Below are 15447 nucleotides of genomic sequence, written 5' to 3'. Positions count from 1 at the left end.
CTAATTCAACACTCCACATAAAAAGGATGAAGTTTTTCGTTTAAACAATACTCGATTCTTTGCCTGAAATTATTCCAAGTGACCATTTCCAATGCTTCTTCAACTGAAAAGAAACCTACTTCCAAACTTTCTGAGGAAGTGGTCAGCTCTCCCCCAGTTGGTATCCCCAAAAATAATGTACTACATATCGATTGGCTCACATTTTGATATACACCACAAAATTTAATCACATCAATATCTATTCCGCTTTCTTCTTTTGTTTCCCGGATTGCCGCCTCCTTCAATGATTCTCCTTCTTCAACCTGACCACCAGGCATTTCCCATCCCCTTCGTGGACCTTTAATTAATAAAATTTCCCCTTGCTCATTAAGTACAATAGTTGCAGCTGAAACAATATGTTTTGGAGTGGACATATCAGACCTCACATTAATATAGAATACCTAATTAATTCGCTGCCTTTTTCGTTTCCCCTTCTTTCACATAACCGATCCATGAAATGACACACCTCGCCTATTTTCCCCAAATTCCCCTTTCAACCAATCGTTTGATTAAAAGTGTCTTCAACCCTTGATAAATAAGTATTCATACCTTCAAATTTATAAATTAATTGTTGAAAAACGGCCTAAAATTAGGAGATAAATAGCCTTTGAACAATTATTGTCTCTAAACGACAGCCAATCGACGTGATTCCACATCTGCTATACTAATCAAACGTTTGGTTGAAACAGCTGTAAGTACGGTTCTATAGGTATTTTCCCTGTAAAAGGTGAGTGGATATTGTCGAGATTCGCAAAATCATTCCGCAGGAAATAACCCACCTTCCCACAAAATCTGATGGGTTTCTCTTAAACTTCCATCATTCTATTAATTTCCCGCCTTTTCTCTACTACACAAACGGTTAATTAAAAGTGGTGTCACCTCTCTCCAGTCCTGACCTTCCCCCTCAAAATACCTGAAAAGAATGTAGAAAAATGGCTTCAGCATTTACTCACTCTTTATTTCAAGGCGTCCAGCCATTCTTCGTTAAGACCGGGAATCTATGAAAAAAATAAAAAGCGTAAAAGGCGATGACCTATTACGCTTTTTTAGCATGGTTTAAGTTTACTGATCAAGTCCGGCTTCAAGTAACGCTCGATGGGCAAGCAGAAAGGACCCCGTGATCCCGGCATTATCCCCTAGACCAGGACTCACAATATAGGTAGAAAGCTCCGGTAAGGTGATATAATCGTTCAATAATTCCGGCAGGTACTTATAGATAGACGTGAATACCTGCTTTTGGTTCATGACGCCGCCGCCAAGAATAATTTTTTTAGGAGAGAGAACCAGTATATATTGCATAAGTGCCTGTGCAATATAGTACCCTTCCATTTCCCATACTTCGGAACGCTCCACCAGATGGATTCCTTTTGCACCCCATCGTTCTTCAATGGCAGGTCCTGCCGCCAGACCTTCCAGGCAATCAGCGTGGTATGGGCATTTGCCTTTGTATTCATCATTCGGATGACGCCTTACAAGAATGTGACCCATTTCAGGATGTGACCAACCCTGCAAGAGTTCCCCCTGTACAATCGCACCTGCTCCAATGCCAGTCCCAACAGTGATGTAAAGGCAGCTATCCAGACCTTTTGCAGCACCCAGAACAGACTCACCCAATGCAGCAGCATTTACATCCGTATTGAATCCGACTGGAACGGAAAAAGCCTCTTTGAACGTGTCAACAAATGGGAAGTCCCTCCATGCTGTTTTCGGTGTCGTGGTAATCATTCCATAAGTTGGACTTTCCTGGTTCACATCAATCGGCCCGAACGAGCCAATTCCGATGGCTTGGATAGGATATTTTTTAAAAAATTCGATCACCCTAGGAATGGTCTCCTCAGGTACGGTAGTAGGAACCTGAAAACGCTCCAGAATCTTACCCGATTCATCCCCTACTGCACAAACAAATTTTGTTCCTCCTGCTTCAATGGCACCTAACATGTAAACTTCCTCCAATTGGCATTATTTAAAATGTCTTTTTGATATATTTAAAAATAGCACAAAATCGAAGAATGGAGAAACCCGCTAGAACAAAATTTATTCACCGCATAAGCTCATTTTATCGGCGAAAAAGCTCAAAAAACTATATTACTAAAATGAAATGAGCACCACACTAGCTGATAGTGTTTAGAACCTCTCTCTCTATGTTACCGGACTCTCCTTTTTTCTTCCTTCACGGTCACATAGAACCTCTCTTAACGACCAACCTCTCTCTTTTTTCGCCTTCACGGTCGGTTACAGCCTCTTGAGTACTAGTTCTCGCTCTCCTTAAAACTCCTCTCCATTTCCGCCCGCCCGTTGATTATTTACTCCAAATCCATCCAATGAAATGACAAATCTCACCCATTTCCCCCAAGTTTCCCTTTCAATCAAACGTTTGATTAAAACTGTGACATCCCTTGATAAATATGCGTTTGTCTCTCCAAATACGTAAATTAATTGTTGAAAAATGGACTGGAAATAGGAAATAAATAGCACCATAGCCATTATTGCCATTAAACGACGGCCATTCGACTAAATACCATATATGCTATACTAATCAAACGTTTGGTTGAAACAGCTGCAAGTATTGACCTATAAGGATTTCCCCTGCTAATGCAGGCGGGAAATTGTCGGTTTACCCGGGATCATTCCGCAGGAAATAACCATTATTTCCACAATAACAGACGGGTTTTGCTTGAACTTACACCATTCTATTAATTCCGCCCCTTTTCCCTACTACATAAACGTTTGATTAAAAGAGGGCTCAGCACGTGCCATTCCTGGATTTATTCCTCTAAATGGCTGAAAAGTTTGTCGAGAACTGTCTTTAAAACACCTCTTTTCTGGAGCTTACTAATGGACATCTTGCACTCCACGTAATAAATAGCCGGTTTTATTTGTGGAAAAATTGATTCGCTGATAAAACGCTAGATTCGCTGATAAAATGGTCCAGTTTGCCGATATCCTTCAAAAATACGCTGATAAACTGCTCATCGAGACGAGTTTTCCAACTTTTTGCCTCCTCAAACGCTGCGTAATCGAAAAATGACATTGTTTATTTGCGGATTATCAGCTTTTATTTGCGCATTAACACCTTTTATTTGCGCATCCATAAAATCAGATAGATCCCTACCTCTTTAACGGAGATTGAGCCGAACTTTAATCTTTTATTCTATTAAGGTATCGTGGAACAATCCTATGAAACAAGATTAATCGAGTCAAGACATCAGAATATACACAAATTCGACACAAACAACACGCAATACTCCTTGCATTCGACGAATATCTTTGATTATATTATTGTGGGAATATTTTTTCTTCATGGAATTTTTGAACTCTTTCTATTTGTTATATATTCTGGCATAGGTAGGTATCAGCTGATGGTATTTGACGGCATCATTATTTCGTTTATCGTAGGTTTTCTTCGCAAAGGGAACTTAAGAGCACTGGCACAACTAAAGCTAAAGTGGGGATGGATCTTTCCGCTATTATTGGTCGTTGAATTAGCCGTTTTTATTCTCCAAAACGATAGCAAATTTCTCGGACAGGTAAGCGGATACATATACATTGTGGTATATGTACTCGGTTTACTATTTTTATTTATAAACCGCAAAAACGCAGGTTTTAATCTGATTTTACTAGGTGTATTTCTCAATTTCTTGGTTATGGTGACGAACGGCGGTAGAATGCCGGTATCATTAGATGCTGCATCTATTTTACCAGCTGGTTATCTCGATGTTTTTAAAGAGCAATTATATGCGAAGCATACAGCGCTAACAGAATCTACAAAACTAGGCATCTTAGGCGATATTATCCCAATTACAGACCCATATCCTAGAACACAAATTATTAGCATCGGTGATATAATTATGAATATCGGTGCCTTCCTCTTTATTCAATACTTAATGCTAAAACACCCTGCAGCAAAGAATAGGCATGAAAGGTCACTCTCCATTAAAGGAGGTGAAACCAAATGAAACCACAAAAGCCAGAAGGCCTTAAATTAACAAGTGTTATCGTAAATGCTATTATTCTTGCTTCAATGATTATTGCTTTAACATCTGGAATGAAACTAATATAATAAGAAGAATGGAGGAGTAAAATTATCTTACTTCTCCATTCTAATATTTTTAGATATGAGTGATTAAAAATGGACAGAATCAAACAACCGGCTAATCTCTATTTATTGATGGTTTCATTTCTCGGAAGTATAGGATTTTTACTGTTAAAACCCTTTAATTTCCTCGATACTTCAAAATTAGTAATTACCCTTACCTTAGTAGGAGCGATATTACTCCTAAATCATTACACGATCCCCATTCCACCTGACGGAAATTCCATTTCGATGGACTCTGCAATTTATCTAGCCAGCATTTTTTTATTTGGCTTAAATTTTACATTAGAAGTTTTACTAATCAATTCGGTGATCTATGCCATATATAAACGAAAGATTGTCTGGTGGAAACATCTATTCAATTTTTCAATCTATAGTATTATGATGATTCTTTCCTATTTTCTCTTTACTTCGACCAATGGAGTCGTAGGTGACATTAATACAGGCAACTTATTACCTTACATTCTTTCACTTAGTGCTTATTTTATTCTAAACACGATTTTAATCAGTTTATACTTCCTTCTGCTGCAAACAGAAAGCTCGATTAAATTAATGACCGGAATTGTAAGGGATAAAACCTTTCTAGTAAGCTACCTTTGTACATTATTACTCTCACTTGTACTTGGAATTCTTATTCAGGTAAATCCAATCTTGGGCCTCGTTATGTTTGTGTGCATTTCGATCCTTTTGTCGGTAGCATTTAATGAACATTTCCGCTTGTTTCAAGAAACCCTGGATAAAGCCAACAAAGACACCCTTACTGGTCTCAATAACCATGGTTACTTTAAAGAAATTTTGGAAAAAGAAGTAGCGATCGCAAAGGAAACGGATCAGCCATTAAGTGTGGTCATCCTTGATATAGATGATTTTAAAAAATTCAACGATCTGTACGGGCATATTCAAGGGGATCATCTGCTCCAAGAATTTGGTGCCATTTTAAAAACCGAGTCCGACGCTGCAAATTTTATCGTTGCACGCTATGGCGGCGAAGAATTTTCGATTATCATGCCTAACACCGATCGTAAAACAGCTTATTCGTTCATGAATGAATTACGGAAGAAAGTAAATGACACCTACTATAAAGGGGTGGAACGTCTCCCTTACGGCTGCTTGTCCTTTTCATCTGGGATTGCCGAATGTGAAAAAGAGACCTACAATATTTCTGAACTTCTGAACAAAGCGGATCAAGCGATGTATGCGGCGAAAAACCAAGGGAAAAATCTTGTTCAAATTTATAATGGGCATTCCGAATATTCCGTTCATCACTCGCTTTCACTTGAAAAGGAGCTGGAGGAAGCGGAGTTTCAATTAAAGATCTTCCTCTCAAAAGATGTCTATACCTATCGCCACAGTAAACGGGTCTACCAATATGCGGTTGATTTTTCACGAATGCTTAACTTAAGTATTCATGAACGCAAAACGCTGATTCTTGGAGCTCTTGTTCATGACATTGGAAAAATAGAAATCCCGCGGGAGATTTTAAATAAAAAAGGAAAGCTTGAGCCTCATGAATGGGAATTGATGAAGAAGCACGTAACCTACGGAAAAGAGATCATTTCAACGAATAAGAAATTAGAAGACTTGATTCCGCTAGTTGAACTCCACCATGAACGCTATGATGGGAACGGCTATCCATATGGCTTAGCAGGAAAATCGATTCCAAAGCTGGCGCGAATTCTCTGTGTGATCGATTCCTTTGACGCAATGACAACCGAGCGTCCTTATCAAAAAACAAAAACCTTCCATGAAGCGATCGCTGAATTGCGCGACTGCTCTGGAAAACAATTTGATCCTCAATTCATTGAACCGTTTATAGCGATGATCAAGGAGTTTGATAACTCCGGGGATGAACGAAAAGAAGAGCTTGCCGCAGTGAATGGCTAATACTTTCCGCACAGTTGGCAGAAGAAAAAAATCAATAGTAGAAAAAGAAAAACCTCATTTAGACCCGGTTCACCAGAACGTGTCTAAATGAGGTTTTCTTTTTCAAATGATAAATTTAAGCTCTTTGATCTGACCCCTGCATCAAAGTTATACAAAAAAGAGGAGAAGCAGAAAGGTTTCCTCATTTTTCTAGGGCAATATATTTTGATTGGATCTTAGGTAATTTACAAATCCTATCAAATGAAATCAATGCAAATCGGAACGAAATCATCGAAACAGGAACAAAAATGACAAAAATAGCTAATGGAGCATAAAAAAGTACAATGCCTGCTGCAATCCACATAAGTATAATGGCAAAGGTTGTCTTTACATCAATCAATGAAAATGTAAATGCTTGTTTGATAAGTCCAATTCCTTTTGTTTCATAATGAACCAGAATAGAAAACAATAGGGCACTAGTCAAAAGATAGATGATGAGAGCCGTTATGGTTATGACAATCAGCACTACTTTTACGTTGCTTGGAATTTGCAGGAAATAGACTACATCTAACACAAGTAAAAAACCAAGGAAGATCCAAAGAGTACCGACCATAGATCCTTGTTTGAAAAATAACCGATATTCATGAATAAAACTTCGAATAACACTAGGATCCTTATATAAATGCCACTTTCTTATTACCCCATACATCGCAGCAGTTGAGGGTCCAATCGTAAATACGGGCATAGAACAGATAACCCATAAGAGATTTAGGATCATGATGTTCGTTACAGTTCTCATGAATAATGCGGTTTTTCCATCCCAAGGATTCATGTCTATCGTCCTTTCTTATTTCCAAGTAGATTCAAGGCTGTGTATAGTTACATTGGATAAAACAACTTCCCCTTCGGTTGCCATAAACTCTAGCTTATAATCTGATTCACAAGGGTAGAATAACTCTGTCATGACACGACTACCCTGATTGACAAACAATTCAATCGAGGTTTTATCTAGAATGAAGGTAAAATCATTAACTTCAGCTAATGGCATCGTATCCACACTCGCAAAATGCTCTGAAAATGAAACTTGACCACTATTTCTTCGATCAATCCTCACTTCATGTTTTACACGATCAAAGATAATTTGCAGTTTCTCCTGCTCTCCGTAAAGCGTGATGGAAAAAGAAGAAGCCGTATTTTTTACCACATTTGCTTCTGCAATAAATTGGAGATTATCCAATACAATTGGACCAGATTGACTGGATTGTAAGGTTATAGTTTCTTTAGATAGAATCGGATTTTTATATAAAGATGATAGGTCAAATGGTGTTTGAACTAAGGTCAAATCACCTTTTTGCCTGCGCAGACTCAACTTCCTCGGAATAGACATCACGCTTCTAAAAGGATTTGTCGGGACTTGATTGGCATACTGCCAATTGCTCATCCATCCAATCCAAGTAGGTTCAGAGAGATTACTCCATGTAACGGCTGCATAAAAATCACGCCCAAAATCGGCCCATTTCACTACCTCTTTTTCATCATCACAGCAAAAAGTCGTCCCATCAAAATCACCAATGAAATACTGGACAACGGATCCTCCATTCGGACCGCCTGGGTTAATACTAACAATCAATACCCATTTCCTTTCGTTCTCACCTTTCACCGCCAATGGAATTAAGTCCGGGCACTCCCAAACGCCTCCATGTGCACCGTATTCACTGCCGAATGTGGACAGAAGATTCCAATCAATTAGATTTGGTGACCCATAAAAATGAATACAATCACCACATGCTAGAGACATCACCCATTTTTGTGACTCCTCATGCCAAAATACCTTTGGGTCTCGGAAATCTTTTATTCCCGGATTATCAATAACGGGATTCCCAGCATATTTAGTCCATGATCGCCCTCGATCATTGGAATAAGCAATGCTCTGCTTTTCATTATCCTTACCATGATGGGTAAAGATTGCTACCATCACATCTTCATCAGAAGATTTTAATCCACTGGTGTTTTGTTTATCAATAACCGCACTGCCTGAAAAAATCTGTCCCAATTCATCCGGGTAAAGAGCAATCGGCAATTCCTCCCAGTGTAACAGGTCTTTACTTACCGCGTGGCCCCAGTGCATAGGCCCCCATACGGTATCATGTGGATGATATTGATAAAAAAGATGGTACTCTTCCTTGTAATATACCAACCCATTTGGATCATTCAACCATTTTTCTTTTGGGCTAAAGTGAAGCTGCGGTCGAAATTGTTCATCGTACATGAGGAACACCTCCAGTTATAGTTTCCAAATGATCCAAGGCAGGTACGACGCTAAACCCGCCTTTTACTGTAGTAGTTTGTGCCGCCACACCATTTGCAAATTGAAGCATATCACTTAAGTCTGTTTTCGTTAATTCTTGAATCGGTTTGCTTTTAACTAAAAACTGATGAAGCACAGAGGCCATGAAGGCGTCCCCTGCTCCTGTTGTATCAACTGGCTGTACCTCAATCCCCTTTTCTTCAAGTAGGTGCCCGTTGCAAATGACCATGGCACCTTCTTTTCCTTTTGTCATAAACAACAATGGAATATGGTAATTTTCGGCAAGCAGTTGAGAGGCTTTTAGTGGATCAGCTTCATTCATAATAAACTGTACTTCCTCATCGGAAATTTTTACAATATCTGCCCATTTTAACCCGTCTATCATCATCCTTTTGGCATCTTCTTGATTTTCCCATAATAATGGACGATAATTCGGGTCGAAACTGATGATTTTATTTTCCTTTTCTGCATATTTCAATGCTTCTAGCGTTGATTCCCTCGAAGGATGATGGGTTAAGGAAAGAGAACCAAAGTGAAAAATCTTCGCCTCCCGAATCAGATGGTATTCAATCTCATCGTTCGTTAAAAGTTGGTCAGCACCAGGATTACGAATAAAATCGAAGGTCCGATTCCGATTTTCATCGAGAGAAACAATGGCCACAGTAGTAGGTGCCGCTTCTTCCATGAGCACGTAATCAACATTGATCCCTTCACTTTGGACACTTTTCTTCAAATAGGTTCCAAATGCATCGTTTCCTACCTTTGAAATATAAGCAGTGGAGTGTCCCCACTTCGCTAATCCAGACAACACATTGATTGGTGCCCCACCTACTTTTGCCTCATAGGAAGGGTTATCGGGTGTATAGTCATTATGGGGGATTAAATCAATCAATAATTCGCCTAAAGATACAATTTCGAACATATTGCTTTCTCCTTAATCAACCTTTTACGCCGCTTGAAGTGATCCCTTGGACATAATAGCGTTGGAAAAATATGAATATCAAGATAACAGGAATCGTTGTTAACGTAAGTGCAGCCATGATTTGACCATATTGAATGTTATTATCTGTAAAGAGATATTGAATCCCAATTTGTACAGTTTGAATAGACTGATCTGTTGCAACAATAAGTGGCCACATAAAATCACTCCAATGGGTGACAAATGTTAAAATGGCAGCTGTCGCAAACACAGGTTTTGAATTAGGAACAACAATCCGGACAAAGGTTTGCCATGGGGATGCTCCATCGATTTGTGCTGCTTCTTCCAATTCCTTTGGAAAACCCATGAAGAATTGTCTGAATAAGAAGATATTAAATGCACTAGCAATAAACGGAATAATGAGTGCCGGAAATTCATTAATCCACCCAAATTTATTGACAACAATATAAAGGGGAATTAATACACTTTCAAATGGAACAACATATAAAGCAATGATGATAATTAAAATGAGATCACTGCCGGGGAATTTCAATTTTACAAGTGCATAGGCACATATGGAGTTGACGACTGTACCTAAGATGACAATCATTCCAACTGTAAATAAACTGTTCCCCATATAATGAAAGAAGTTAATATTTTCGTTGAATAAAATTTTTGCATAGTTATCAAAGGTCGTTTCTTTCGGAATAAACGCTTCAAATCCCATATCTTTAAAAATCAATGTTTCAGGTTTGACGGATGCAATGATCATCCAAAGGAGTGGGGAGATAAACAAAAACCCAAGCACGAGGATGCTAATTGTAATACCCATTTTTCCTATACGTTTTTTTGTACGGTTTGTCATCATCAATCCACCCCTTTATTGTTTTAATAGTTTTTTAAGTAACAATGACGTAATGATAACTACTAGGAAAAAGACTACGGCGATCGCAGAAGAATAACCTACATCACGAAATTGGAAGCCATTTTCATAAAGCATAAAAACAAGCGTTTTTGTTGAATCACTCGGTCCACCATTCGTCATAACATAAGGCTGGATAAATAATCGAAAGGCTTGAATCGTTGTGATAATCAGGACAAAACCAGTCACATGTTGGATAGACGGCAGGGTTACATTCCTAAATTTCTGCCATACATTTGCACCGTCTATTTCAGCCGCTTCGTATAATTCCTCAGGGACATCCTTTAATCCTGCCAGGAAGATCATCATTTGAAATCCAGCAGCTTGCCAGATAGACATAAAGATGATGGAGTTCATCGCTTGGTCCGGACTTAACAAAAACGGCTGGTTTTCAAATCCAAAAAAGTTCAATGCATTATTGATCAATCCATTATCCACGTTGTATAAAAATGTCCAAAGAATAGCGACAACCACCATGGAGGTGACTACCGGGCTAAAGAAAAATACGCGTCCTAGGGAAGCCGCCTTCACCTTTTTATTCACAAGAATAGCTAACAAAAGCGCCACGCAACATTGAAGCGGGACAACAAGAACGGTAAAATACAATGTATTTTTTAATGCGGTAAAAAAGATTTTATCTTGAAAAAGTCTTATATAATTATCGAAGCCGGTAAACACTTTTGCATCTGGGTTTAACATATTGTAATTCATAAAGCTATAGAAGAACGCCAATATAACCGGCAAGATCAAAAATGTAAACAATAATGCTAAGGCTGGAAGAGAGAACAACACCCCTAGCACTTTTTGTTGACGTTTGTAGGTCATTGGACTTTCACGTTTGTATGCCAAGTGACTATCACCGCTTTTAACAATTTCCGCCATGTTTACACCTCCACATTGTAGTATCAAAAAAGGCAATCATACGATTGCCTTTATCTAGTTTTTATTTTTTACGTGCAATATCTTCATCAGTTTCTTTCGCTACTTTATCTAATTCTTCCTGAACGTCACCGCCAAGGAAAATATTTTGAACGGCCTGCCCGTACTTAGTAGACAATACAGGGTATGAAGTTGTAGCAGGTCTAGGATGAGCTGTATTTAACACTTGATCTTTTAAGATGTTAAGAGGTGCTTCATTCCATTCTGTCATTTCTTCAAATGAAGACATACGTGCTGCTGGCTTATTATCAGCTTTTGCTAATTTAATGATATTTTCTTTATTCATAATATAGTTCAGAAGAGTGGCTGATTCTTTTTTATGCTTTGTATCCGTAGAAATTCCCCAGTTCCAGTCACCTGATGGTGAAACTTGCTCTCCAGAATTGCTTCTTGGATAATAAGTAATCCCCCACTTAGTCTTAGGATAATCTTGTAACTTTCTCCATTCCCAAGAACCCATTAACATCATTGCAGCTTTTCCATCTTCAAATTCAGTTGGTTTAGGTTGTAGATTAACTAGACCTTCCTTTGTAAACTTTTGAAGGTATTTTAACGCTTCCACTGTTTTTGGACCATTTACAAAACCATCAGCTTTTGTACCATCTTCAGCAATAAAGCTTCCACCATTACTCCATACGGTAGGACCTGAGAAATAGATAATCCATTCACCGTAATCGAGGGTCCAGTTTACACCATAAATACCTTTCTTTTTATCTGTTAATTTTTTAGCAGCTTCATAGAATTGATCCCATGTCCATGCATCTTCTAGCTTTGTAGGAGGTGTGATACCCGCATCTTTTAACATTTTAACGTTATAAAACAAGGCAACTGTTGATTCTGTGGCTCCAACGGTATATAACTTACCATCAAACGTACCCTGTGTAATGATCGAATGTACAAAATCATCTTGATTTTCGACAAGACCGTCAATAGGCTGGATAATCCCAGAATCAGCGTAGTTGGCCACGTTCGGACCATCCATAGCTACCAAATCAGGAAGTGTATCGCTTGTTGCTGCAGCAGAAACTTTATCTTCATAGGCATATTTATTACCTCGAGGAATTAATGTAAGTTCTGCTTCAATTTTCCCTTTGTGTTCCTTGTTGAATTCTTTAATAATTTCTTTATACGCTTCTGATGTATCCCCTTTTGGATGCCATAATGTTAATTTAACGGCTCCACTTTCACTCTTTGATGCGCTATCACTACTACATGCGCTCAAGATTCCTAATAATAAGACAATAGACATACTAATTGCGAACAGTTTTTTCACTACTTTTCCCCCTCTGTCTTGTTTTTTCCATAAAGCGTTTTCACATATTAAGCATAAAATAATTGAAACGCTTTCAAAATGAGGTATTCCTCTTATGATTGTTTAAATTTTTACTATTTTCGAAATGGAAAAAGCCTCCCAAAAAAATATTGAGAGGCTTAAAGCTAATCTTTCTTAAATAGTTTTCGATATTCACTTGGTGTTTTCTTCATTTTCCTCTTAAAGACCTGGCTAAAGTATCGTTGATCCGTATAGCCCACTTTTTGAGCTATTTCATACGTCTTTAAATCTAGATTTTCTAAAAGCAGGCATGCGTAATTGACTCTCACATCCGTCAAATATTCAAGGAAGGTTACTCCAGTTTTTTGTTTAAAAAGATTACTAAAATAACTTACACTCAAACCAACCTGTTCTGCCACTTGCTCTATACCCAAATCTTGTTCAAAATGATTCTTTATAAAAGATATTGCATCATTCATCAAGTCTGCTGATGTTTGTTTTCGTTTATACTCCTCTTTGATCAGTCCGTCAGTAATAATAGCACTCTTTATAAAGGCATCAAACTTGATTAATTCCCTTGTATGATCTACTGATTTTCGTATATCCAATAAACATTCTACGGATGGACCAATGGATACTATACATTTTTGTGAAGCTTCCTGGACGATTTGTTGGGCAAAACCCTTCACACATCCATCAATTGGAACAGGTAAATTGTTAGAGAATTCTAGCACGACAATGACATCCACATCCGAGATTCGATAAATAAATAGCTTCGTATTCCCTTTCATACAGGAATCATGGATCTGGTGAATGATCGATTCTATATTTTGCTCAGGGGATTTCACTGCCATCGCAATATAGGGCTGATATTTATTGATCACTTCCGGTTTTATATTTTCCATTGTAATCAATTCATAAATCAGGAATTTTTCATACTCATGTTCCTTTATTTTTTGATTTTTCAATTCCCCAATAGCACGTTCAACGCATTCTTGTAATTCATCATAATCAATCGGTTTTAGGATATAATCAAGGGCATTATTTTTTAAACCTTCTCTAGCATATTCAAAATCATCATAACCGCTTATTAATAATGTAATCGGTTGATAAGGTAATTTTTGTATCTGCTTTAATAAGTCAATACCAGAAATCCCCGGCATCGATATATCCGTTAATAGGAGGTCAATTCGTTCCTTTTCTAGTATCTCTAATGCTTCCTGGCCATTTTGGGCGGTACCTATAATCAGACAATCTAATGCGTGCCAATCAATAATTTGTGTAAGATTCTTTAATATTAGTGGTTCATCATCTGCAATTAATACTTTAAAGCCCATGTTTTTCACCTTTTATTGGAAATGAAATTTTTATTATCGTTCCATTCTTTTCATCTGAACAAATGATTAACCCATAATTTTCACCATAATAAAGTCCTAATCGTTCCTGAACATTACGAATCCCATGACCTCTGCCGTTACATTTCTCTGGTTCCCAGCCATTTAATTTCAACAAGGCTTTTTTATCAATTCCCTTGCCATTATCCTCAACCCAAAATTGACCTTGCCCATTGGTCATGGCAGCTCTAATTTTGATGATTCCGACGTGTTCCTGATCAAACGCATGGATTAAGATATTTTCAACGAGCGGCTGGAGAATGAGTTTTAAAACAGGTTCGTTTTTCAACCCTTCGTCTACTTCAACCATGAATGAAAATCGATTATCATATCTGATTTTTTGAATTTCTAAGTAGCTAATGACATGACGGATCTCATCTTGAACCTTAACTTCATAGCCTCCATTAATACTAATCCGTAATAATTTTCCGAGATTAATCGTCATTTTACTAATTTCTTTTTGGCCATTTAATGCAGCAAGCGCATTGATTGATTCAAGCGTATTATATAAAAAATGAGGGTTAATTTGTTGTTGCAGCACTTTGAATTGCGCTTCCCGCTTACGTTCCTGTTCGGTTTCCACTTCTTTCAATAATTGTTGAATCCGAGAAATCATGTTATTAAATCCTAACGAAATTTTCTCTAATTCTTTTAATTTGAAACTTTCCATTCGACTACTTAACATACCTACTTCAGCTAGTTTCATATGTTTTAGTAGCTCTTGAATGAAACGCGAAATATTTTTTAAGAATAAAACATTAAAAAGGACGGCAATGATTACAGCAAAAGCGACAATTAACAACGTTGTATTTCGAATATGTTGAATATCGTTGGAAATATCCTTCCAAGGTTTAATAGAAATCAAAATGGCAGATGAATTCGTTCCAGTAGTAAAACTTGACGGCATATACGTAATTAAGCTTTTCTCACGATTCCAATAATCAATGAGATATCCATTTTCCTGTGATTGAATCTCAGAGAATTGGTCGATATCAAACTGCTTACCAATTAAATCCCTGTCTAATGAATATAATATCGTCCCATTTTGATTGACTAACATTCCATATGCTGTATCTTCTTGGACGTCCTTAAAGATATTATCAAATAGGTCTAGTTTGACGTCTAAAATCAAGTAACCTAAGTCAGTAAGAGTATCAATATCCTTTACCACTCTTCCTTGAGTTAGCACAAACCTTTTTTCATGATTAAATGGATGAATTTCAGACGGGGTTAACCAAACGGATCTTCCTTTTTCTTGCAGTATTTGATGATTAAAAAGGCTTGCTTGGAATGTTTTAAATGATGGAATCTGTGTATTTTTTAAATGGGTAGCACTCCCGCTTTTACTATATAAAATAAAATCATCTATTTGCGAGTTTCCATGCATAATGCCCGCAATCGCCTGCTTCTTATTGTAAAATTCGATAATGGATGTCCTATCATTTGTTCTTAAAAACGAGTGAATTTCACCTGATGAAATAACATAGTCTGAAAAAGCATTTACTTCTGATACAGAAGCCACTATATTTCGATTAACAGCCCTTAATGTCTGAACCGTTTGATTGCTTATCTTTTGTTGTAAGGTTGTTGATGAAATTTTGTATGATACAAACCCTAATATGATGATAGGCAGTAAAATAAAAAGTAAAAAGGCTATGATCATTTTTTGTTGAAATCTAAGCATACAGACACCTATT

13 protein-coding genes are annotated in these 15447 nt (G+C 37.5%); 2 read left to right on the top strand and 11 right to left on the bottom strand.

Translation table 11 applies throughout. The annotated features are described in order from the left end of the window. Nucleotides 1–5: 5 nt before the first annotated feature. The 3 genes from J7E67_RS00190 to J7E67_RS00180 form a co-directional block, all read right to left on the bottom strand. The gene (locus J7E67_RS00190; RefSeq protein ID WP_214717726.1) at nucleotides 6–413 is read right to left on the bottom strand and encodes an NUDIX hydrolase; all 408 of its coding nucleotides are present in this window, start codon (nucleotides 411–413) and stop codon (nucleotides 6–8) included. Nucleotides 414–1101: 688 nt separating this feature from the next. Next, nucleotides 1102–1977: an ROK family protein gene (locus J7E67_RS00185; protein ID WP_214730537.1), complete on the bottom strand. Its 876-nt coding sequence runs from the start codon at nucleotides 1975–1977 to the stop codon at nucleotides 1102–1104. A 327-nt stretch (nucleotides 1978–2304) separates the two neighbouring features. Beyond that, nucleotides 2305–2532 carry a hypothetical protein gene (locus J7E67_RS00180; protein WP_214730535.1) on the bottom strand — a complete coding sequence of 76 codons (228 nt, stop codon included), beginning with the start codon at nucleotides 2530–2532 and terminating at the stop codon, nucleotides 2305–2307. An 866-nt stretch (nucleotides 2533–3398) separates the two neighbouring features. Between J7E67_RS00180 and J7E67_RS00175 the strand changes: the two genes are divergently transcribed. Together J7E67_RS00175 and J7E67_RS00170 are read left to right on the top strand one after the other, a co-directional pair. Next, nucleotides 3399–3995, top strand: a complete 597-nt coding sequence (locus tag J7E67_RS00175; RefSeq protein WP_214712240.1) for a DUF5317 domain-containing protein — start codon at nucleotides 3399–3401, stop codon at nucleotides 3993–3995. A 173-nt stretch (nucleotides 3996–4168) separates the two neighbouring features. Beyond that, entirely contained in the window at nucleotides 4169–6016 is a 1848-nt protein-coding gene (locus tag J7E67_RS00170) for a bifunctional diguanylate cyclase/phosphohydrolase (RefSeq protein ID WP_214730533.1), read from the top strand. 181 nt (nucleotides 6017–6197) lie between these two features. On the opposite strand, the gene J7E67_RS00165 is transcribed toward J7E67_RS00170, so the two are convergent. The 8 genes from J7E67_RS00165 to J7E67_RS00130 form a co-directional block, all read right to left on the bottom strand. After that, on the bottom strand, nucleotides 6198–6827 hold the full coding sequence (locus tag J7E67_RS00165; protein WP_214730532.1) for a YesL family protein: 630 nt from the start codon (nucleotides 6825–6827) through the stop codon (nucleotides 6198–6200). 15 nt (nucleotides 6828–6842) lie between these two features. Further along, complete coding sequence (locus tag J7E67_RS00160; RefSeq protein WP_214730530.1) at nucleotides 6843–8264, bottom strand: glycoside hydrolase family 32 protein; 1422 nt, start codon at nucleotides 8262–8264, stop codon at nucleotides 6843–6845. Continuing rightward, on the bottom strand, nucleotides 8254–9225 hold the full coding sequence (locus tag J7E67_RS00155) for a carbohydrate kinase family protein (protein ID WP_214730528.1): 972 nt from the start codon (nucleotides 9223–9225) through the stop codon (nucleotides 8254–8256). Before J7E67_RS00155 ends, J7E67_RS00160 begins: the two co-directional genes overlap by 11 nt. A gap of 16 nt (nucleotides 9226–9241) precedes the next feature. Then, the gene (locus J7E67_RS00150; protein WP_251026470.1) at nucleotides 9242–10090 is read right to left on the bottom strand and encodes a carbohydrate ABC transporter permease; all 849 of its coding nucleotides are present in this window, start codon (nucleotides 10088–10090) and stop codon (nucleotides 9242–9244) included. A 12-nt stretch (nucleotides 10091–10102) separates the two neighbouring features. Further along, on the bottom strand, nucleotides 10103–11026 hold the full coding sequence (locus J7E67_RS00145; protein WP_251026469.1) for a carbohydrate ABC transporter permease: 924 nt from the start codon (nucleotides 11024–11026) through the stop codon (nucleotides 10103–10105). Nucleotides 11027–11087: 61 nt separating this feature from the next. Then, on the bottom strand, nucleotides 11088–12356 hold the full coding sequence (locus J7E67_RS00140) for an ABC transporter substrate-binding protein (protein ID WP_214730526.1): 1269 nt from the start codon (nucleotides 12354–12356) through the stop codon (nucleotides 11088–11090). Nucleotides 12357–12520: 164 nt separating this feature from the next. Further along, nucleotides 12521–13693: a response regulator transcription factor gene (locus J7E67_RS00135; protein WP_214730524.1), complete on the bottom strand. Its 1173-nt coding sequence runs from the start codon at nucleotides 13691–13693 to the stop codon at nucleotides 12521–12523. After that, on the bottom strand, nucleotides 13683–15434 hold the full coding sequence (locus J7E67_RS00130; protein WP_214712255.1) for a cache domain-containing sensor histidine kinase: 1752 nt from the start codon (nucleotides 15432–15434) through the stop codon (nucleotides 13683–13685). The genes J7E67_RS00135 and J7E67_RS00130 overlap by 11 nt, the downstream gene beginning before the upstream one ends. Nucleotides 15435–15447 lie beyond the last annotated feature (13 nt).

The organism is Bacillus sp. ISL-46, from assembly GCF_018613205.1.
This window is presented reverse-complemented; position numbering and strand designations above follow the sequence as displayed.

Excerpts from the sequence above, each read along its gene's own strand:
- J7E67_RS00185 (WP_214730537.1), bottom strand. The coding sequence starts at position 1,977 with ATGTTAGGTGCCATTGAAGCAGGAGGAACAAAATTTGTTTGTGCAGTA.
- J7E67_RS00170 (WP_214730533.1), top strand. The coding sequence starts at position 4,169 with ATGGACAGAATCAAACAACCGGCTAATCTCTATTTATTGATGGTTTCA.
- J7E67_RS00175 (WP_214712240.1), top strand. The coding sequence starts at position 3,399 with ATGGTATTTGACGGCATCATTATTTCGTTTATCGTAGGTTTTCTTCGC.
- J7E67_RS00155 (WP_214730528.1), bottom strand. The coding sequence starts at position 9,225 with ATGTTCGAAATTGTATCTTTAGGCGAATTATTGATTGATTTAATCCCC.
- J7E67_RS00135 (WP_214730524.1), bottom strand. The coding sequence starts at position 13,693 with ATGGGCTTTAAAGTATTAATTGCAGATGATGAACCACTAATATTAAAG.
- J7E67_RS00150 (WP_251026470.1), bottom strand. The coding sequence starts at position 10,090 with ATGATGACAAACCGTACAAAAAAACGTATAGGAAAAATGGGTATTACA.
- J7E67_RS00130 (WP_214712255.1), bottom strand. The coding sequence starts at position 15,434 with ATGCTTAGATTTCAACAAAAAATGATCATAGCCTTTTTACTTTTTATT.
- J7E67_RS00180 (WP_214730535.1), bottom strand. The coding sequence starts at position 2,532 with ATGGCAATAATGGCTATGGTGCTATTTATTTCCTATTTCCAGTCCATT.
- J7E67_RS00145 (WP_251026469.1), bottom strand. The coding sequence starts at position 11,026 with ATGGCGGAAATTGTTAAAAGCGGTGATAGTCACTTGGCATACAAACGT.
- J7E67_RS00165 (WP_214730532.1), bottom strand. The coding sequence starts at position 6,827 with ATGAATCCTTGGGATGGAAAAACCGCATTATTCATGAGAACTGTAACG.
- J7E67_RS00160 (WP_214730530.1), bottom strand. The coding sequence starts at position 8,264 with ATGTACGATGAACAATTTCGACCGCAGCTTCACTTTAGCCCAAAAGAA.
- J7E67_RS00190 (WP_214717726.1), bottom strand. The coding sequence starts at position 413 with ATGTCCACTCCAAAACATATTGTTTCAGCTGCAACTATTGTACTTAAT.